Here is a 20,644-nt window from a genome sequence, read left to right on the forward strand (position 1 = left end):
AGGAAGGCTTTACATGATATATCCTTACAAAGAAAAAAATCCAAAAATTGCGAGTAGTGCTTTTATCGCTGACTATGTTACCATTACAGGCGATGTGACAATTGGCGATGAATCTAGCATTTGGTTTAATACAGTCATCCGCGGTGATGTATCACCAACGATAATTGGAAATAGAGTAAATGTACAAGATCAATGTACACTTCACCAAAGCCCCCAGTATCCTCTTATTTTAGAAGATGACGTTACCGTTGGGCATCAAGTTATTTTACATAGCTGCAAAATTGAAAAAGATGCTTTAATCGGAATGGGATCTATCATATTAGATGGCGCTGAAATTGGTGAAGGAGCTTTCATCGGTGCTGGTAGTCTCGTTTCACAAGGAAAGAAAATCCCTCCTAATACGTTAGCTTTCGGTCGCCCTGCGAAGGTCATTCGCGAATTAACAGAAGAAGACCGTAAAGATATGGAACGTATCCGCACACAATACGTTGAAAAAGGACAATATTATAAATCGTTACAAAAGTGATTTTATCGCTGCCATAAGACTGGCAGCTTTTTTTATGAAAAAATCTAACTTTTTCTTTACAAAACCTTATTATCCCCTCAATAAAATCTTATTAAAATAGAAGTTAATAACTCCATATATATGTAAATGAGGGAGGAAAAATCTCATGAAGGTCAGTGGACTATATAAAATAGAATGTTACATCTTCAAAGGAATTAATCGCTACTTTGATCAAAAAACATTAAACATCTTTTTCAGCAATATTACCCATATCGGTGGTGCAAGTTTTTCCATTGCACTTACCCTATTCTTTTTAATTTTCGCAACAGGGAATTTGCATCAAGCTGCAATTGCAACTGCTATTTCTTTAACAATTAGCCATATTCCTGTGCAAATATTAAAAAGATGGTATCCACGAAAACGTCCTTATTTAACAATTCAAGATGCGAAATATCCAGTACAGCCTTTAAAAGATCATTCTTTTCCATCCGGACATACAACGGCTGTTTTCTCTGTCCTCATTCCATTTATTTGCTATAATCCAAACTTGCTTGCTTTTCTATTACCGTTAGCATTATGCGTCGGTATTTCCCGTATTTATTTAGGGCTTCATTATCCGTCAGATGTATTTGTAGGCATGTGCCTTGGCACTTGCTCTGGCATCATCTCTTTTTATCAACTCATTCCACTCATGTAAAGGAGCGATATGATGAGAGTCGCCATATTTACCGATACATTTACACCACAAGTCAACGGTGTGGCGAAAACTTTGGAACGTTTAACTAAATATTTTCAAAAAGAAAATATCGCCTATTCTGTTTTCGCCCCCCAGCATACGGCAGAAGATAATTTCGTAGCGAATGTGAACAAAATGAGAAGTATCCCGTTAACAATATTATATCCAGAATGTCGCTTTGCCTTTCCTACTCCGCGCATTAAGCGGGAACTTCTTGCCTTTAAACCTGATATCATTCACATCGCTACGCCTTTCAATATGGGACTTTGTGGGTTATATTATGCCAAAAAGTTAAATATCCCAGTTGTCGGTTCTTATCATACTGATTTTGACGCCTATTTACGCTATTACAAAATCGAATTTCTCTCCAATATGCTATGGAACTATTTAAGCTGGTTTCATAGTCATATGCAAAAAAACTTTGTTCCTTCTCCTGAAACATTACATCAATTAAAGAAAAAAGGATTTCAACAGCTCTATATTTGGGGACGTGGTGTAGATTGTACTCTCTTTCATCCAACTTACAATAAAGACCTATTCCGAAAAAAATATAATATTACAGCGAAATATATTCTTTCCTACGTCGGGCGCCTTGCTCCTGAAAAAGATATCGATACTCTTCAAACACTTATTCAAACGACAAACAAAGAACGTGACGATATTCATTGGCTCATCGCTGGAGACGGGCCTCTAGCAACAAATTTGCGTGAAGCTGTTCCGAAAACAAATGTCACTTTTACTGGATATTTACAAGGCACGGATTTAGCTGAAGCATATGCTTGTTCTCATATGATGGTATTTCCATCAGCTACTGAAACGTTCGGAAATGTCGTACTTGAATCATTTGCATGCGGTACACCTGTCATTGGTGCAAATAGTGGCGGGGTTAAAAATATTATTACAGATGGAAAAACGGGAATTCTTTGTCCGCCAAAAGATACAGATTCCTTTCTATCCTCCATCCATTCTTTATTGCAAAATGAAGAGCTGCTTATGCAAATGGGCATAGCAGCTTCGTCTTATGCTAAATCAAAAAGCTGGGATGAGATCTTTCGTGGCTTACTTGACCAATATGAAGAAGTCCTTCAGCACACTGCATCAGAATTACTCGCTTAAACAGAAAAACTCCCTTCCAAAAAACGAAGGGAGTTTATTACACAGTTATAAATTTTAGTTTAATAAATGATACATAAGGTGAAATATCATTTTATTCCTATATTCATTATAACAAAAAGATACATAACTAAACAGACTTGTAATAAAAACCCATAAAAATTAATATATGGTTATATAGTATTTTTACTGTATAGAGATTTTAAGAGATTCCCCTTAAAATCTACTTACTCACATACCTATATACAGCAATTGTTCCCCAATTTCTGTATATCAAAAAACCTTTCATTCATTTGAAAGGTCTTTTTGAGCCTGTACGTATTCTGCTTTCGTATTCACATTTATAAACCAATCTGCATTCGCCTGTACATCCTCACCAACAATATATTTCACATTACATTGTGATAAAAGTTGGCCCATACTTCTTTTTTCTTCCTGAAGCAAAGCATAAATCTTGTCTTTCACACGGTTATGGTACGCTGCAAGTAACGGTTGTTTTCTTCCATTAATAATAGGAACAACCGCATCATATTCATTACTCGTTTGCTCTAGTAAAATGGTAAACCATTCATGCGAAACATTTGGCGCATCGCAAGGCATAATAGCGTACCAATCTGCTTCTATATATTCCATTCCTGATACAATTCCAGCAAGTGGTCCATTTCCTTTATAATGCGGAATATCTTCTATAACAGGAACTTGTACAAGTTGCTCTACTCGCTCTTTTATATCAGAATGACTAATGACTACAACTTCTTGTAACGCAGTTGTCATCACTTTCAAAATATGCTCTATAAAAGTACTCCCTTGCCAGCTCGCTAACGCTTTCGGCTCACCAAATCGACTCGACATACCGCCTGCCAATACAATTCCAGCATACTTACTCATTGGCGATGCAGCTCAAATGTAATATGACCTAATTCCGGTAAAATTAATTTATTCATCGCAAGGCGAACTGCTCCGCTAGACCCTGGCATGGAAAAGACAACTTTGCGCCCAATTGTACCGCCGATCGCTCTACTTAACATTGCGCTGCTTCCGATATCTTCTAAATAGCTAATCATACGGAACAACTCACCAAACCCAACAATTTCTTTATCTAATAACGCTGATACTGCTTCAATCGTCACATCACGTTTCGTAATACCAGTACCGCCATTTGTTAACACGACATCAACATCTTCCCGATGATAACCAGCTAACACCGCTTGCTGAATACTCTCTTTATCATCTTTTACAATTTCATAAGAGGTCACTGTATGCCCTGCTTCTTTTAATAATGCATGTAATAGTTGTCCGCTCTTGTCCGTCTCTTCTGTACGTGTATCAGAAATCGTCACGATCTTGCAGCGCACTTCTTTTGGAGCTTGTTTTTTATGTTCGGTTACGCTCACGTCTTATCTACCCCTCCTAAAAATTTTTCTTTACTTTATTATACGTATATTTATACTGTTGCAAGTAAAAAACTTGTGCTTCTACCTTAAGACTAAAAACTATTAATCAGGTTAAAAAAACTCCCCACAAAAAATAAGTAAACTGTTTTTTCTGAATTTTACTCGCAAGAACAAAAAGTAATCTGTTACAATAAAGGTAAATAATTACTTTAATTGATAAAAATAACTATTCATCTAAGTTCCTTAATCATATTCCCTATTTATACCAAACCTTTAAATAGAAATATTAGATGGTTCCTAACAAGAAAGATAATAGAAAAAGATATCCTTAACCCTCTTTCTTGTTAAATAATATAAAAAGGGTGATAAAAATGAAAAGTAATACTATCCAAAAAGCCTCTCTCTCTCTCTTCTACTTGCATCAAGTTCCTTATTTGCATTCGCCTCTGCTGGTAGCGCTGAGGAAAAACAGCCAGAGATTGCCCAAGTAAAACTTTCCAACTGGAATGAATCAAAAGATACTCCAGTAAAAAACGTCCGGTCTGTAATGCCGACAAATTCCGCTGAAATACAACTATATCATAATAATGGAAATCCAATTGAGACTAATATTTTAGAGCGTTCGGAGAATCCCGAAATGAATTTATTCGCAGTTGCCGATTATTATATAAACAATATAAACTATAAAAGCTATTATCTATCTGATACCAAAGCAGAAAACATTCAAAGCATCCAAAAAGAAGCATTAAATGAAATAAATAAAAAAAGTACGAATCTAAATTCTACATTGCAAACACCTTCTAATATTTCATATGCTGCTGGCTCTGGAAGTGCATTTAGAGATTATAACTGGTCGTTCTCAACTGGTGCAAAATTAACATCACAAGTTCAATTTACGAGAGTCTCTTCTAATGTAGACATCAACGGAACTACAGGATCTGTTTGGGATGTAAGTTCCACTAACCAACTCCAAAATACTATAACTAATCCTCCCTTTGTAGAATGGACGACAAGATTAGCCGTTCCGTTTTCTGCCCAAAAATTAATAGATTATGGTCCTGATAGTACATCAGGGCCTACTGCATCAGTCGGCTTATCTGGCTTTGTTCCTAGTTTTAGTTGGAGTTTTAATATAAGTGGGTTCAGTATAACAAGTACTTCTTTATTAAGTGAAAAATATGGTAGATGGACATTAAATAAAAACTTATTTAACCCTACGCCAACATCCGCTACAATGAGACCGGGTATCAGAACTTCAAATACATCCGGTGATCTAGGTGTCAAATTAAGTCATGCTTACTTCAGATCAGGTGGCACTGTTCATGCAACTGATATAATTTCAATGTATGTAGCGGACAGATAAACATATTAACAAACTTTTATTAATGGAAATATACAAAAAAAAGAATATAAGTAGTGATGCATGAAAAATCACCTCCTAAATTTCCATAATAAATATGGCAATTTAGGAGGCTATTGCCGTTTAAAAAGAAACTGCTATTAAGAAGATAATTAAGGACTTCTCTACATACCCAAAGAAACAAACTTATACCTCTCCCTAGCGCACTGATTTAAACTACACACTTAGAGAATCATTTTTTATCTTACATAAAAATGGTTTTGATAACAAATATCAGTAGCATTTTATTAATCAACAGTAAAAAGATGGTCGAGTCAATACCCAAACCATCTCTAAGTGTCTTTCTCAAATTTTTATTATTAACCTTCTCTAATAATTTCTAATTTTTCACCTAACAATATCTCCTAAGCGAGAATTCAACTTCGGTTCACGAACCACCTAACGCATTAAGTAAAGCCCCTAAAACTTCCATCATATTAGTTAGTGTTTTATTTAGATTAATAAAAACTATAGTTATAATCCCTAATAATACAAGTGCTATTACTCTTGTTACAATATTAAATATATTCATTTCAAAATACCCCCTTCAAAAATTGATTTTACACACTTTAAATTAACATACCGTTTTTTAGACTTCACATTCCTAATTATTACTAAAAACACGTCCATATTCCTGGTATAAACTAAAATGAGTAAAAATATATAGTTGAAAATATTTTGAATGTTATAATTAATTGTAACGTATTTTCTCATCATAGAAAATCTTGTTTTCAAACATATTAATTCTTAATAAGGAGCTTAAATTATTATGGAACTTTACAAAAAACTAACAACAACATTCATCCTCTTATTCGTCGCTTCCATTACTGTTGGCTTTTCCTTAAAAGGTGTAATTCCGTATGCTACATTGGTGAGCATTATATTCGCAACACTATTTTTACTCTGCAGTGCTTTTTGCGCAGGAAAAGCACGCCAACTGAAAGGGTGACCACCTATGTTCCGTAAAAAACCTATCCTTTGCAAATCCTGTGAAAAGGAAATACAAACGTATGAAAAAGCATGGATTCATATGCCATTTCCGGCAAGTGGTATGACGAATATGAAAAAGTATATTGAGCTAGACGGCGAAGTGTATTGTAGCTCATGCATTCAAATTGTAAGTAAAACCAAATAAAAAAAGCTTTGCGCACACAGCGCAAAGCTTTTTTTCATATATTATAGACCAGCTTGCTCTTTTAAAGTAGCTGCTTTGTCTGTACGTTCCCATGTAAGATCTACATCAGTACGTCCGAAGTGGCCGTAAGCTGCTGTTTGTTTGTAAATTGGGCGACGTAAGTCTAGCATTTTAATAATACCAGCTGGGCGAAGATCGAAGTTGTTACGAACTAGTTCTACTAATACGTCTTCAGATACTTTACCAGTGCCTAATGTATCAACTGAAATTGATACTGGTTGTGCTACGCCAATTGCGTATGCAAGTTGTACTTCTGCTTTGTCAGCAAGACCAGCTGCTACGATGTTTTTCGCAACATAACGAGCTGCATATGCTGCAGAACGGTCAACTTTCGTTGCATCTTTACCAGAGAATGCACCACCGCCATGGCGAGCGTATCCACCGTAAGTATCAACGATGATTTTACGTCCTGTTAAACCAGCATCACCTTGTGGTCCACCAATTACGAAGCGGCCAGTTGGGTTAATGAAGAATTTCGTTTCTCCATCCATTAATTCTGCTGGAACTACAGCTTTAATTACGTGCTCTTTTAAATCGCGATCGATTTCTTCCCACGTAACATCTGGATGATGTTGTGTAGAAATTACAATTGTATCCACACGTACAGGTTTACCATTTTCATCATACTCAACTGTAACTTGCGTTTTTCCATCCGGACGTAAGTATGTTAATGTGTCATCTTTACGTACTTCAGTTAAACGACGAGCTAATTTGTGAGCAAGCGAGATTGGAAGTGGCATTAATTCTTGTGTTTCATTACATGCGAAGCCAAACATTAAACCTTGGTCTCCCGCACCAATTGCCTCAATCTCAGCGTCAGTCATTTGACCTTCGCGTGCTTCTAGTGCTTGGTCAACACCCATAGCGATGTCAGCAGATTGCTCATCGATAGATGTTAAAACTGCACAAGTTTCTGCATCGAATCCGTATTTTGCGCGTGTGTAACCAATGCCTTGAATTGTTTCACGAACGATTTTTGGAATATCTACGTAAGTAGAAGTCGTAATTTCCCCCGCTACCAATACTAAACCAGTTGTTACAGTTGTTTCACAAGCTACACGTGCATTTGCGTCCTTTGCTAAGATCGCATCTAAAATTGAATCAGAAATTTGGTCACAAATTTTATCTGGATGTCCTTCAGTTACAGACTCAGATGTGAACAGATGACGTTTTTTTGTCATGTGGTAAACCTCCCTACAGTAATTGTATATATTGTACGGAACTCATCCTTAATTTGCCACAAACTGCGACATACATTTATTCTCCCACACAAGCATACAGAAAAACCTTTCCTACTTAACATAGAGGAAAGGTTTAATTTGCTACTTGCATACTGCTTTTTGCCCTTTGCTCTTATCGTTCGAGACCGTTAGCCTCGCACAGGTTTTAGCACCTATTCACCTGTATTTACCACTACAAATGAGGTTGCTGGGCTTCATCGGGCCTGTCCCTCCGCCAGCTCGGGATAAGAGAGTATCCGTCCCAACCTATACTAAAGAAATGATATTCATTTGTCAATTAATATTCACATTTTCCTGAAAGTTTTTCTCAATACCCATAGAATGAAATATTAATAGGGAAATGATACATTCACACAAACAAAAATAAATAAATAGTATACATTATTTATATAATTGTGTTATACTATTGATGGGGATTACGAGAAATATTTCATTAAATGAAAAGGATGGTATATAAATATGAGTACTGTGAATGTCCAAATTGGTTTACATGAATTATTGAACGGAAGCAATGCACAGATTCAATTAAGTGTTCCGCAATTAGTGGAAAAAGTATTAATGCGAAACGAAGGGAAATTAACTTCTACTGGTGCCGTTTCTGCTTCAACAGGAAAATACACAGGACGTTCTCCTAAGGATAAATTTATTGTGAAGGAAGCATCGGTTGCTGACAAAATTGCTTGGGGAGCCGTGAACCAACCGATCTCTGAAGAACATTTTAATAAATTATATATAAAAGTTTTAGAATACTTAAAAGAAAAAGAAGAGTTATTCATCTTCAAAGGATTTGCTGGCGCTGATCGCAACTATCGCCTACCAATTCAAGTTGTTAACGAATATGCATGGCATAATTTGTTCGTACATCAATTATTTATTCGTCCAAATGAAGAAGAATTAGCAACTCACGAATCAGAGTTCACAATTGTTTCTGCACCAAACTTCAAAGCAGATCCAGCAATTGACGGTACAAATTCTGAAGCATTCATTATGGTTTCATTCGAAAAACGTATCGTACTAATCGGTGGTACAGAATATGCTGGAGAAATGAAAAAATCAATCTTCTCTATTATGAACTTCTTACTACCTGAACAAGACATTCTTTCTATGCACTGCTCTTCAAACGTAGGCGAAGAAGGCGACGTAGCACTATTCTTCGGTTTATCTGGAACAGGCAAAACAACATTATCTGCTGATCCAAACCGTAAATTAATCGGTGACGATGAGCACGGTTGGTCTGATAACGGTGTATTCAATATTGAAGGCGGTTGCTATGCAAAATGTGTAAACCTTTCTCATGAGAAAGAACCACAAATCTTCGATGCAATCAAATTTGGTTCAGTTTTAGAAAACGTTGTCATTGATGGTCAAACACGCATCGCTGACTATAACGATACTACTTTAACAGAAAATACACGTGCTGCATACCCTATGCATGCGATTGACAATATCGTACTGCCAAGTGTTGCAGGACATCCAAATACAATTATTTTCTTAACTGCTGATGCATCTGGCGTATTGCCTCCAATCAGTAAGTTATCAAAAGAGCAAGCTATGTACCATTTCTTAAGCGGTTACACTAGTAAGCTAGCAGGAACAGAGCGCGGTGTTACATCTCCGCAAGCTACATTCTCTACTTGCTTCGGTTCACCGTTCTTACCGCTTGATGCATCTCGTTATGCTGAAATGCTTGGTGAAAAAATCGAGAAACATGATGCGAAAGTATTCTTAGTAAACACTGGCTGGACTGGTGGCGAATACGGCGTTGGTAAACGTATGAACTTAGGTTACACTCGTGCAATGATTCAAGCAGCACTAAGCGGTGAACTTGCTAAAGCTGAAACTGCAAAACACGACATCTTTGGCCTTGAAGTACCTCGTCATGTTCCAGGTGTACCTGATGAAGTATTAATGCCTGAACAAACTTGGGCTGATAAAGATGCTTACAAGGCGAAAGCAATTGAGCTTGCAAACGAATTTAAAGAAAACTTCAAAAAATTCGACAGCGTTTCTGAAGCTATTATTAACTTAGGCGGTCCAATCGCTTAATTACAAATTTTCTGTTGGAATAACCCTTTTACTCATATGAATAAGTGTCGTGTAACCGTAAAGTTCCGCGTACTCACCGACAAAACCCAATGCGGCTTAACGGTTACACACACTTACATAAAAAAGAAGCTTACGTTAAAAACGTAAGCTTCTTTCTATATCTTATATAAAGTGAAACTTTAATCTCTTCATCTATTGCATACCAATACCCATAAACTTACAGAAAATTCATTTTATAATCATTCATTTGTAGTTTCCTATGATATATTTTACATATAAAGGAAAGGGTGAGACCCATGAAAAATTTTTCTCGTACAGGAAAAATTTTATTCAGTTATGGAGCGATTCAAATGTTTTGGGGACTTGTAATGCTTAACGTTAATTTATTCGAGCATACAAGTGAAACGATAAAATACATTATTCTAATTACCGGAATAGTTTGTTGTATTGTATCCAACTTTTTTAAAGAACCTAAGAGTCATACTACTAAGTGATTTCATATTAACTTATTGGAAGCGGAAACCTATATTTTATACAAAGTTACGCTTCCTGTTGTACTATCCATCGCCGGATCCCTTATTCCAGAGTAAGCCAATTTTCAATTTAAATAACCAGATTTTCATATATATAAATCACGGCTTCGAACATATAAACTATTTTCCCACTCACTACATCCTTCTGGTTTCACACCGCATGGGGCTAAAAAAGGCTCTGACCGCTTCTATCCCCCGCCGAATCCTCTATTCCATCTAAAAAAGTTCCAAACCTAATTTTCAATTGATATACTCGGATTTTCACACATACAAATCAAGGCTTTGAAAATATAAAGAGATCTCTCGCTCACTTGCTCCTTCTGGTTTCGCACCGCATGTGGCTAAAAAAGGCCCTAACCGCTTCTATCCACCGCTGGATCCTCTATTCCATCTAAAAAGAGGCTTTTCATCTTTTTATCTTTTTCAGCCCTTCGTTAATTCTTCCTCATCCTTCATACTATAATACCCTAAATTAATAACGATTAAGAAATAACCACCCAGAATACCTACTGCAAATGCCCACATTACCATATGATGCTCAATTTCGTACATGATAATAGCACCCAAAATTGCAGCTGCAAAGCGATTAAACATACCAAGCGTCGGCGCTTTCGTCTTCTTTACTATACTATCTCCAAGCTTTTCGATACGCCTTCCTAAAATCCAAACACAATACATGCTTACAATAAGTCCAATTCCTGCACCTAGAAAATGTGCTGAAAACGGTGTTAACATCCAGCCTAATAACAGAATACCTAGTAGATAATATGATTGAACTTTAAACGATTTTAATGACAAACTAATCATGCTGTACTCCCCTTCAATGTTTTTTATATTTATCCAACAAAAGCTGTATAACTCATTTCTTTCGAGTCCATACTACTTAAAATCTATTTCATTCAAATTAAAAACAACATAAACGGTATGTTTATGTTGTTAAAATGCTTTTAGGAAATAATATTATACAAGATTTCTAATATAGAATCCCTCATAAATGTGACGTTTTTCAAAACATTTTCGTCCAATTATGAAAAAATTGATATCAATCTATGAACATACGGATATGATGTAATAAGCACATAAATAAAGGGGGCGTCTAATGATTTATTTTTTAATGGCTCTCATTCATCTCATTGTTCCTGCACTTATTGGACTTTCCTTGTATTGGTACACGAAAAAACATAGTATTTTCTATGCTGTCCTCGGTGTTCTTCTTCCAGGTATTATTCTTATTACACTCTTCCGCATTCCTTTTCTTAATTTAATCCCACTTATTACTGCCATTTTATTCCTCATATTTTTACCAAAAATAAAAAAATAGGAAAGCAGATCATAGGTGATCTGTTTTCCTATTTTGATATAGGTTCTTGCACGATAGAATTAGCTTCTACTTTCTCTGATTTCACAAACCATAGACCGAAGAAAATGATGATTCCACCAATTATTTGTTGAAACGATACATATTCATTTGCCCATACAGCTGCAAATAAAACAGCTACAAGCGGCGTAATATACATATATACCATCGTATGTGACGCACCAATTTTTTGAACACCAACATACCACATGACTAAACCGAATACTGTTACAAAGAAAATAGAATATAGTAAAGCAAATAGTGTCATTCCGTGTGTAATGTGAAATGGCATGACAAATACATGTGGACCACTTAACAATAAGAGCGGAATCGCTCCAACTAATGTCGACCATGCAGTAACACGTAATGCTGAGTATTTTTTAATAAGCGGCCCTGCTAAAACGGGATAAAGTCCCCAACATATTGATGTAATAAGTCCAATCCCATTTCCGTATAAAGAACTAGCGAGTGAATGCCCCGCTACTAAAACTAATGTAGCACCAATAAAGGCAATCATGGAACCAACTAACTTTCGAGAAGAAAATTTTTCTTGTTTCAAGAAAATCGCAAATAAAGTTGTAAAAATAGGTGAAATAGATATGAGTAAAGAAGCATTTGTAGCGGATGTGTATTTTACAGTTTCCATAAATAACGTTTGATACAGTACAATACCTACAACGCTAACGATGATTAATCTTGGTATATCTTTTCGCTCCATATAAAGTGACTTTTCGATAAAGAACGTAAGTAATAACAGTAGTGGTGCTGCTGTCATCATTCGAACTGCAGTAAACTCAATTGCTGTAAATTCTAAAAGTCCATATTTCGCAATCGTATAGTTAATCCCCCAAATAATAACGACACTTAAAATTGATAACTCAATTCCCCATCTTTTCATGCGCAACCCCCTCCGCAAAGAGAATTATACAGAAAATTCAACTATATGTACATTTCATTATGTGAAAAAATCCATAAGAAAAAGGAGCATATTATATACTCCTTCTCTCTTCATTATACTCGAACATGTAACTTCATATTCGGATTATAAAACTGGCTTGGGCTCTTCAGCTGGAAAGTTCCTCCAACTTCATGCCAATCAACTGTTAATTTATCATCCATAAATACAAGCTTTGTGCGATCTGCAATAAAGTTTAGTACGCTTGATTCGATATCTACATCGCGCTCATCTTTCTCTGAAACGGCTACTAAATCAATAATCCCGCTCATAACACAACCGCAACCTTCATTATCATAAAATAACTTTATATATTTCGTTTCACTTGGAATCGTATCCATAATCTTTTTATATGCTGCCTCTGTTACAGTAACGTACATGTGTTAACCTACATCCTCTCTTCTCGTATCATTTATATATTGTACCACCATTTTTCTTGAATTTTATATGCGGAAAATTAAGACTACTATAAAATATATGTGATAAAGTGAAACTTTAATCAGGGAGGTATCCATCCCCTTCTGATTATTAGCCCTCGCCAATCAGGCTTTTACGGGCAGTTAATACGTGATAAAGGAGGTTGTATCACTGATGTTCAAACTACAACGATATCTCATTTTCTTAGGTCTATTAGGTAGCTTTTTTATTTCTAGCGGAATGGTATTACAACATATACTTCCCTATTCTCCTTCTATTGGCTGGATTCTAGGTTTTATTTGTTTCCTATCCGCTTCTTATTTTTCCATAAAAAACAAAAACAAATAACAAAGTAAGAACTATCTTAAGGAGGATTATCAAACATGCCAGCCTTAAAAGAAATAGAACAATAACTTAATCATTTATTACAGGAGAAATCCATTGCCATATCGACAATGATTATGGTAGGCATAAATACTCACTCATTATGGATTATGCGAAAGAAACAAATATGTCACTCATCGGTTTGTCACACTCTGCCTCTGAATATTTAGTGAAAGAGACATTGATGTATGATTGGTTTAAAGAGAATTTTGATGTAGATGTTACTTTGATTCCGCAGGAGACCTGGTGGTTATAAAACTAATAACACCTCCCCTATTTTTAAAATCTATATACACAATACGATCCACCACACAAAATATAGAATCTACAATATATATATAGTAGTTCTACTTTTAAAACTAGATTTTCAAAAATATAGAAAGGAGATAATATATGTACCAACGCAATTGCTTTAGTTGTGACGGTAGACGCAACAGCGGTTCTATCGGCGCTACTGGACCTACTGGATCTACTGGTGCTACTGGACCTACTGGCAATGCCGGGCCTACCGGGGCCGGTTTGCAAAGTACTACCGCTTTTAGTCTAGCAGCCGCTCCTAACTATAAAAAGGGACAAGTTGTCACTTTTTATAGTTAGGAGCGGCTATGTTGTAAAAAAAGATGCACCTCAAGGATTTCCGAATGTGTCTCAAGATTATATCGTATTGGTAGAAGGTGGTCCTACTGGTTCTACTGGAACTACCGGTTCTACTGGTGCCACTGGTTCTACCGGAGTCACTGGTTCTACCGGAGCTACCGGAGCTACTGGTTCTACTGGAGTCACTGGTTCTACCGGAACTATTGGTGCCACTGGTTCTACCGGAACTACTGGACCTGCTGGTAGTTCAACAGCGAAAAGTATTGTTTTTCAAGGGACGAATGCTGGGTTTCAACGTATAGCAGGTTCTCCAGGAATTGATTCTAACGTTATTCCGTATGTAACTGCTGGAGCTGGAAATATAGTTGGTTTTGCTACATCTATAAATATTAATAACTTACCCGCTGCTGTTTATACGATTGATATTTGCAGGAATGTCCCAACAAACCTCTCTGCCCCTACCTCTAGTTACATCCTATCTACTATTACTTTAACTACTACAGATAAAATTACGGGAACTATGACATTTTCAATTAAACCTACGGATATTGGCTCTAGACAACCTCAAGTGTATAACCCTACTCCAGCACCTGGACCTGCCACTGTAACTTGGACTAGTATTACAACCGGAAACCTGTTTTCGAGGGGGGATGCGATATCTCTTTATATTACCCCCGGGATTACGGCAAGTTCTGTATATTCTATTTTTCTAATCACTGATATATAATCCACACTTACAAATCATTCATTTACAAAAAGGACCTCGATGCCGAGGCCAAAAAAATTGCAAATAAATTAAAACAAATAACAGACAAATTTATTATATACTCTCGCTTTAAAACACCCATATTTTGGATTATGAATTTGTACAGTTTGTCAATGTTGTAAACATCCCGTTTATTAAAATTCCGTACTTCCTTCCACACTGAAAAGGGAAATCACTCTAAAGAAAGTGATTTCCCCTTTTTAAAATATCCCACTATAATTAAATCGGCAACATAATCTCAACAGTCGTTCCAACTCCAACTTCACTTTCAAAGTTCAATTTACCGTGGTGATCTTTAATAATTTTTTCCGTAACTACTAATCCTAAGCCTGTTCCAGTTTCTTTCGTTGTGTAAAAAGCTTCATTTAGCTTCGGAATTTTATCTTTCGGAATGCCGCATCCCTCATCTATAATTTGAACAATGATCACATCTTCCACTATAACTTTTACAGTAATAGTTCCGCCAACTGACATTGCTTCAATCGCATTTTTTATTAAATTAAAAAATACTTGTTTCAATCGTTTTTCCTCACATGTAATTGATGGTATATCTTTACTATAAATAGCATGCATTTTTATTCCTTGTTCTAAAGCTGGCTTTTCCATAACCCTGATAACATAAGAGATGATTTCTTTAATATTATACGTTTCGGATTCTACCGATTTAGATTTCTCAAACCCATTTAGTTCTGTAGCAATTGTATGAATTCGCTCTACTTCCTGTCTCATAATTTCACTATAAATTTTATCTTCTGGATATTTTTTCGCTTGCTTATTCACAAGTTTTTTCAATTTTTCTAACGGTCTTCTAATCTTATCGCCAATTACTGTCGCCATTTTTCCAACCATTGCTAATTTCTCTACATTTCGTATTTCTTTATCCATCATTTCAAGTGTACGAACGTAAGATTGGAATCTTAAAAATATAATCCAACATATAATAACAAACACGCTATATAATGCTATTGGGATAAGAACAATAAAGGATTGAACAACGAATCCCATAAGTGCATATTTTCCAACAATAGTTCCCGCAACTAACCAAAAGTACCTCTTATTCACAAATATTGGTGCAAATAAAATAAAGAATCCTTCTACTATATTCCCGCCATCAAATTCCGCATCACTTCCGTAATAAATAATGAAGTTATTAATAAAATCCAATATATTATAGCCAATTAAAATAATATACTTCACAATATACGGCTTTTTCCATTTCATAAAATAAAGTCCTATAAAGAATAATCCAACCATAAAACTATATAGCCATAAACCTAATCCTTCTCCAAAAGCATCTGCTAGTTTTTGATTTTTATCTGATAAAAGGACAATAGCTTTTTCAGCAAAATCATACGCAAAAAATATAACGAAGAATAAGCTTAAAAATATTATTAATGCCTTTATCTCTTCTTTTTCAAATATATTTCCTTTTTCCATATGATAACTCCTTTAACAACACCTCTTAATCTTGTGTCACATTGCGCTCACATTTTTTCGGGAGCAGTATTTCTACTCTCGTTCCTTTCTTTACTTCACTAGAAATGTGTAATTCTCCAAGGTGCTCTGTCACAATTCGCTCTGCTACCGTAAGACCTAATCCAATTCTATCTTGCTTCGTTGTATAAAAAGCATCCTTAACTCGTCCTAAATTATCCTTTTTTATCCCAAAACCACTATCTACTATACTTACTATTACATAATCTCTTTTTTTATTTTCAACTTGTATTTTTAATGTTCCGCCATGTTCCATTGCCTCTAAAGCATTTTTAATAATATACAAAAATACTCCTTTTAATTTGCGTTTATCACATTCAATTTCGCTTCTATTTTGCTCTTCATTAAAGGTACAATTTATATTTAACTCGTTCATTTTTCCGCGCATGTTTTCTACCGCTTGTACTAAAACATCACTTACAATGTGTTTTTCATAAACAGAAGGTTTACATGCAGCAACCTCCATTAATTCACTAATCATATTATTCATATTTTCGATTTCGAGAATCATTTGTTCATATGTTGCATCTTTTTCGTGTTTCTCTTTTTGTAATTGCGTAAACCCTTTTAATGAAGCAAGTGGGTTTTTAATTTCATGTCCGACTGTCGCTGCCATTTTTCCGATAACCGCCAATTTTTGTGACTGACTTGCCTCTGCAATACGTCCCTTTACTGCTGAAAGATATTGTAAAAATCGATTTAAAATAATAAATGACACGAAAAGTAACACCATATTTATAACAAGAGACATAAACAGGTTAAGTTCTCCAAATACAAATAGGTATATCATATATTTCCCTATAAGGAATGGCGCTAAGACAAATAAATATCTTTTACTCAAAAAGATCGGTACGAAGAAAATGAAAATATATTCAATTACATTCCCTTCATCAAATGCTATTGTATTATGAAAAGCATACCATCCAATATTAAAAGTCTCTGCGATCATGTATGCAAATAAATATGTATATTTAACTAAATATGCTTTTTCTCTCTCAAATAAGTAAACACTAATACCTAATATAGCCATAATATATGCAAGCTTCCATATCCCTTTATGCCAATTTGCTAAAGGCATTGTATCTTCTAATATAATCGCGTATGCAACCTCGTATACAATTAAAATAACATGTATTACCCATAAGAAAATCTTAGCGTTTTTCTTTTCTTCTTTAGCTGATAGAAAACTCTCTTCCACTTCAACACCCCTTCAAAAGAATACCATTTATTATAATAAATGATTTTCATAGACAAACAAAGATAAATTGAACAAATGAGGAAAATCAATCCATAGATAACATACTTCCCCATACCATATGTAAGCATAAAAACCATGAACAATAATACGTATAATATGGGAGGTGCTTTATATGGACGGTCGTGAAAATAAGAAGATAGAACAGTTACAATCCTTTACGAAAAACAATGAAGGAAAAGAGATGACAACGAATACGGGTGTCAAAATTTCAAATGATGAAAACTCTTTAACCGCCGGCGATCGTGGTCCTACACTTTTAGAAGATTTCCTGATGCGAGAAAAACTCGCTCATTTTGACCGTGAACGAATTCCTGAAAGAGTCGTTCATGCCCGCGGTTACGGAGCACATGGTGTTTTTGAGCTATATGATTCTTTAGAAGACTTAACAATGGCTCATTTTTTACAAGACCCATCTAAAAAGACACCTATTTTTATTCGTTTTTCTGAAGTTGCTGGATCAAAAGGTGCAAATGAAACGAACCGAGATGTACGAGGATTCGCTGTTAAGTTTTATACAGAGGAAGGAAATTTCGATTTAGTGGGTAATAACATTCCGATTTTCTTCATTCAAGATGGTATTAAATTTCCGGATCTTATTCATGCTCTTAAACCAGAGCCACATAATGAGATTCCCCAAGGACAAACAGCACACGATACTTTTTGGGACTTTATCGCCAATAATCAAGAATCAGCTGCGATGATGATGTGGATTATGTCGGATCGCACAATTCCGAGAAGTTTTCGAATGATGCAAGGGTTCGGCGTTCATACATTTCGTTTAGTTAATAAACATGGGAAGTCACGATTCGTAAAATTCCACTGGAAGCCAAAGCTTGGCGTTCACTCGTTAATTTGGGATGAAGCTCAAAAACTAGGCGGCGCTGATCCAGATTATCATCGCCGTGATTTATGGGAAAATATTAATGCCGGAAACTACCCTGAGTACGAACTTGGCGTTCAAATTTTAGAAGAAGAGGATGAATTTAAATACGATTTCGATATATTAGATGCAACAAAAATTTGGCCGGAAGAAGACTTCCCTGTTAAGATCATCGGAAAAATGACGTTAAACCGAAACGTTGATAACGTATTTGCGGAAACAGAACAAGTCGCACTGCACCCTGGAAGCATCGTCCGCGGTATCGATTTTACAAATGATCCTCTCTTACAAGGTAGACTCTTTTCTTATACAGATACACAATTAGCACGCGTCGGTACAAACTATCAAGAGTTACCGATTAATCGTCCGGTATGTCCTTTTCATAACAATCAAAGAGATGGTGCGTCTAAATATATAATTGATAAAGGAAAAGTCGCTTACCATAATAACTCTTTAGCTAATAACTCTCCCTTTACTGTACCTGGTACGAAAGGCGGTTTCGTTACATATCCTTCTACTGTTTCTGGACATAAAACAAGAGAAACAGCCGCTAGTTTTAAAGACCATTTCTCACAAGCCCGTTTATTTTGGAATAGTATGAGCCACGTCGAAAAAATCCATATTATGCAGGCCTTTTCCTTTGAATTAGGAAAAGTAAAAAGTAAATCAGTTCGCCAACAAGTCGTAGGTATGATTGGTCATATAAGTACAGAATTAGCTACTTTAGTAGCTGAAGCAGTCGGGGCAACAGTGCCAAATGTTCAAGAATCAAATGTTACAAAATCCTCACCAGCACTAAGTATGGAACATACAACATTCAGCCCAAATACATTACGAGTAGGCGTCATTGTCGCAAACGGATATGACGGTCAAAACGCACAATATATTATAAATCAATTCAAACAAGCCGGTCTTCAGCCCGTTATTATTTCCGAACGATTAGGTTTTGTTCAAGGCTCTCAAAATGGACAGTGGGAAGTGAATGATACTTTCTTAACAGGATCACCACTTCTTTATGATGGGCTACTTCTTATTGGCGGAAATATTAATGATCATTTTCTTAACAAGGCAAGTTCATTCGTCGTAGAATCGTATAATCACTTTAAGCCAATTGGCGCTTTCCAAAATGGAACTACTATTGTTCAATCTTTAAACATCGAAGGAAAACCTGGCGTTATAACAGAACAAAATCCTATCTTACTTGCGAATGAATTTATTCAGGCAATGACAAAACAGCGATTTTGGGAGAGAGCCTACTAAAATGCATGAGGAGGATACATCATGTTCGTTACAGTGGAAAAAGATGTACACATTTTTGTTGAGGATATTAACCCAGGCCCTGGAAGTAAACCTGTCTTCTTCGTTCATGGCTGGCCTTTAAATCATCAAATGTACCAATATCAATTTAATATCTTACCACAACATGGTTTCCGCTGCATCGCCATGGATATACGAGGAAACGGACAGTCTGATAAACCATGGACTGGTTACACTTATGATCGTTTAGCTGATGATATCGCAATTGTATTAGATGCACTTCAAATAGAAAATGCTACGTTAGTCGGCTTCTCAGTCGGTGGCGCTCTCTCTATTCGGTATATGTCACGATATAATGGGCGTCGTATTTCCAAACTTGCATTAGTGGATGCTGTCTCTCCTTCTTTCGTGAAAAACCAAGAATCCCCTTACGGCGTACCGAAAGAACAAGCAGATGCTCTGATTGCTCAAATGTATGTAAATTTACCTAAGTTTCTAAGTGATGTATCTTTATCATTTTTTAATAGAAACTTAGGCGCTGCCACGTTAGAATGGTTTTCTTATCTCGGTATGCAGTCCGCTTCTTATGCTCTCATCAAAATTTTGCAAGCTGCTGCAAACGAAGACGTAACGAAAGACTTAAGTAAAATTAACGTCCCAACAAAAATATTCCACGGTGTTCACGACCAACTCATCCCTTATAAAAGTGCTGAGCTAACAAAAGAGCGAATTAAAAACTCTGAACTATATCCTCTTACAAATAGTGGCCACGGCTCTCCAATCGATCAAGCGGATGAATTAAATAAGGAACTGATAAAATTTTTAAATTCATAGTTCCTTTACAGTAAAAAAAGAATTTGCCCTTACGGCAAATTCTTTTTTCTTAACTACCTTTTGCACGAGCAAATTCCACATATGACTTATTCTTCTCTTCCATTAAAAATAAAACGATAATGCGGAAAAAATGAAGAGTTGGAACAATAGTCATACAAAGAATAGATAAAAAATAAACACGCTTATCGTTAAACGCATAAATACTAACAACTCGAAATCCTGTTTGTTTATAAATCCATACAACAAATAATTGCAAACTAAAAATTAATCACAAATCTGGAAC

General features: G+C 35.7%; 21 protein-coding genes, 2 pseudogenes and 1 riboswitch. Of the genes and pseudogenes, 13 read left to right on the forward strand and 10 right to left on the reverse strand.

Translation table 11 applies throughout. The features are described from left to right. The first annotated feature begins 13 nt into the window (after positions 1-13). The 3 genes from MKX37_RS23230 to MKX37_RS23240 all read left to right on the forward strand — a co-directional run bounded on the left by MKX37_RS23230 (position 14) and on the right by MKX37_RS23240 (position 2,357). Complete coding sequence (locus tag MKX37_RS23230) at positions 14-526, forward strand: gamma carbonic anhydrase (RefSeq protein WP_078421867.1); 513 nt, start codon at positions 14-16, stop codon at positions 524-526. Positions 527-671: 145 nt separating this feature from the next. After that, positions 672-1,202 carry a phosphatase PAP2 family protein gene (locus tag MKX37_RS23235; RefSeq protein WP_002167520.1) on the forward strand — a complete coding sequence of 177 codons (531 nt, stop codon included), beginning with the start codon at positions 672-674 and terminating at the stop codon, positions 1,200-1,202. A gap of 12 nt (positions 1,203-1,214) precedes the next feature. Beyond that, positions 1,215-2,357 (forward strand): glycosyltransferase family 4 protein, encoded by a 1,143-nt coding sequence (locus MKX37_RS23240; protein ID WP_002129533.1) that lies wholly within the window; start codon positions 1,215-1,217, stop codon positions 2,355-2,357. Between the two features lie 282 nt (positions 2,358-2,639). Here MKX37_RS23240 and MKX37_RS23245 read toward each other — a convergent pair whose 3' ends face one another. Both MKX37_RS23245 and MKX37_RS23250 read right to left on the reverse strand, forming a co-directional pair. After that, entirely contained in the window at positions 2,640-3,242 is a 603-nt protein-coding gene (locus MKX37_RS23245) for a molybdenum cofactor guanylyltransferase (RefSeq protein ID WP_002129534.1), read from the reverse strand. Further along, positions 3,239-3,748 (reverse strand): MogA/MoaB family molybdenum cofactor biosynthesis protein, encoded by a 510-nt coding sequence (locus tag MKX37_RS23250; RefSeq protein ID WP_002129536.1) that lies wholly within the window; start codon positions 3,746-3,748, stop codon positions 3,239-3,241. Before MKX37_RS23250 ends, MKX37_RS23245 begins: the two co-directional genes overlap by 4 nt. Positions 3,749-4,385: 637 nt before the next feature. Here MKX37_RS23250 and MKX37_RS23255 point away from each other — a divergent pair. Beyond that, a complete protein-coding gene (locus MKX37_RS23255; protein WP_254865749.1) occupies positions 4,386-5,111 on the forward strand; it encodes a hypothetical protein in 726 nt (241 codons plus the stop codon). Between the two features lie 424 nt (positions 5,112-5,535). Here MKX37_RS23255 and MKX37_RS23260 read toward each other — a convergent pair whose 3' ends face one another. Beyond that, on the reverse strand, positions 5,536-5,679 hold the full coding sequence (locus tag MKX37_RS23260; RefSeq protein WP_002129538.1) for a hypothetical protein: 144 nt from the start codon (positions 5,677-5,679) through the stop codon (positions 5,536-5,538). A 237-nt stretch (positions 5,680-5,916) separates the two neighbouring features. Here MKX37_RS23260 and MKX37_RS23265 point away from each other — a divergent pair, with 237 nt between their 5' ends. Next, a complete protein-coding gene (locus MKX37_RS23265) occupies positions 5,917-6,096 on the forward strand; it encodes a hypothetical protein (RefSeq protein WP_000424810.1) in 180 nt (59 codons plus the stop codon). Positions 6,097-6,102: 6 nt separating this feature from the next. Next, positions 6,103-6,282, forward strand: coding sequence for a hypothetical protein (locus MKX37_RS23270; protein ID WP_000488702.1), 180 nt, complete (start codon positions 6,103-6,105; stop codon positions 6,280-6,282). Positions 6,283-6,323: 41 nt separating this feature from the next. Here the strand turns inward: MKX37_RS23270 and metK are convergent, their stop codons facing one another. After that, positions 6,324-7,523: a methionine adenosyltransferase gene (metK, locus tag MKX37_RS23275; protein ID WP_002129540.1), complete on the reverse strand. Its 1,200-nt coding sequence runs from the start codon at positions 7,521-7,523 to the stop codon at positions 6,324-6,326. Between the two features lie 169 nt (positions 7,524-7,692). Beyond that, a riboswitch (SAM riboswitch) is annotated at positions 7,693-7,814 on the reverse strand. Between the two features lie 228 nt (positions 7,815-8,042). Here metK and pckA point away from each other — a divergent pair. Together pckA and MKX37_RS23285 are read left to right on the forward strand one after the other, a co-directional pair. Continuing rightward, on the forward strand, positions 8,043-9,629 hold the full coding sequence (pckA, locus tag MKX37_RS23280; RefSeq protein WP_002089118.1) for a phosphoenolpyruvate carboxykinase (ATP): 1,587 nt from the start codon (positions 8,043-8,045) through the stop codon (positions 9,627-9,629). A 296-nt stretch (positions 9,630-9,925) separates the two neighbouring features. After that, positions 9,926-10,123 (forward strand): hypothetical protein, encoded by a 198-nt coding sequence (locus tag MKX37_RS23285; protein ID WP_002089120.1) that lies wholly within the window; start codon positions 9,926-9,928, stop codon positions 10,121-10,123. 462 nt (positions 10,124-10,585) lie between these two features. Here the strand turns inward: MKX37_RS23285 and MKX37_RS23290 are convergent, their stop codons facing one another. After that, positions 10,586-10,969, reverse strand: a complete 384-nt coding sequence (locus MKX37_RS23290; protein ID WP_002129542.1) for an ATP synthase subunit I — start codon at positions 10,967-10,969, stop codon at positions 10,586-10,588. Between the two features lie 292 nt (positions 10,970-11,261). On the opposite strand from MKX37_RS23290, the gene MKX37_RS23295 reads away from it, so the two are divergent. Then, positions 11,262-11,483, forward strand: a complete 222-nt coding sequence (locus MKX37_RS23295; protein ID WP_002123250.1) for a hypothetical protein — start codon at positions 11,262-11,264, stop codon at positions 11,481-11,483. A 28-nt stretch (positions 11,484-11,511) separates the two neighbouring features. Here the strand turns inward: MKX37_RS23295 and MKX37_RS23300 are convergent, their stop codons facing one another. After that, on the reverse strand, positions 11,512-12,417 hold the full coding sequence (locus tag MKX37_RS23300) for a DMT family transporter (RefSeq protein WP_002167515.1): 906 nt from the start codon (positions 12,415-12,417) through the stop codon (positions 11,512-11,514). Between the two features lie 113 nt (positions 12,418-12,530). Further along, positions 12,531-12,854, reverse strand: a complete 324-nt coding sequence (locus tag MKX37_RS23305) for an iron-sulfur cluster biosynthesis family protein (protein WP_002089124.1) — start codon at positions 12,852-12,854, stop codon at positions 12,531-12,533. 455 nt (positions 12,855-13,309) lie between these two features. On the opposite strand from MKX37_RS23305, the pseudogene MKX37_RS23310 reads away from it, so the two are divergent. Together MKX37_RS23310 and MKX37_RS23315 are read left to right on the forward strand one after the other, a co-directional pair. Continuing rightward, positions 13,310-13,531: pseudogene (locus MKX37_RS23310) on the forward strand (Nif3-like dinuclear metal center hexameric protein); the annotation flags it as partial. 137 nt (positions 13,532-13,668) lie between these two features. Continuing rightward, positions 13,669-14,599 (forward strand): annotated as a pseudogene (locus MKX37_RS23315) (collagen-like protein). Between the two features lie 258 nt (positions 14,600-14,857). On the opposite strand, the gene MKX37_RS23320 reads toward MKX37_RS23315, so the two are convergent. Further along, the gene (locus MKX37_RS23320) at positions 14,858-16,075 is read right to left on the reverse strand and encodes an ATP-binding protein (protein ID WP_002143485.1); all 1,218 of its coding nucleotides are present in this window, start codon (positions 16,073-16,075) and stop codon (positions 14,858-14,860) included. Positions 16,076-16,100: 25 nt separating this feature from the next. Beyond that, a complete protein-coding gene (locus MKX37_RS23325; protein ID WP_002167513.1) occupies positions 16,101-17,330 on the reverse strand; it encodes an ATP-binding protein in 1,230 nt (409 codons plus the stop codon). Between the two features lie 172 nt (positions 17,331-17,502). Here MKX37_RS23325 and MKX37_RS23330 point away from each other — a divergent pair, with 172 nt between their 5' ends. Together MKX37_RS23330 and MKX37_RS23335 are read left to right on the forward strand one after the other, a co-directional pair. After that, positions 17,503-19,530: a catalase gene (locus tag MKX37_RS23330; protein WP_003193647.1), complete on the forward strand. Its 2,028-nt coding sequence runs from the start codon at positions 17,503-17,505 to the stop codon at positions 19,528-19,530. A 21-nt stretch (positions 19,531-19,551) separates the two neighbouring features. After that, complete coding sequence (locus MKX37_RS23335; RefSeq protein ID WP_002129555.1) at positions 19,552-20,361, forward strand: alpha/beta fold hydrolase; 810 nt, start codon at positions 19,552-19,554, stop codon at positions 20,359-20,361. A 49-nt stretch (positions 20,362-20,410) separates the two neighbouring features. Here MKX37_RS23335 and MKX37_RS23340 read toward each other — a convergent pair whose 3' ends face one another. Beyond that, on the reverse strand, positions 20,411-20,617 hold the full coding sequence (locus tag MKX37_RS23340) for a peptide ABC transporter permease (RefSeq protein WP_078421868.1): 207 nt from the start codon (positions 20,615-20,617) through the stop codon (positions 20,411-20,413). Positions 20,618-20,644: the final 27 nt, after the last annotated feature.

The organism is Bacillus sp. FSL R5-0709, assembly GCF_038004785.1.
Classification (GTDB): Bacteria; Bacillota; Bacilli; order Bacillales; family Bacillaceae_G; genus Bacillus_A; species Bacillus_A mycoides.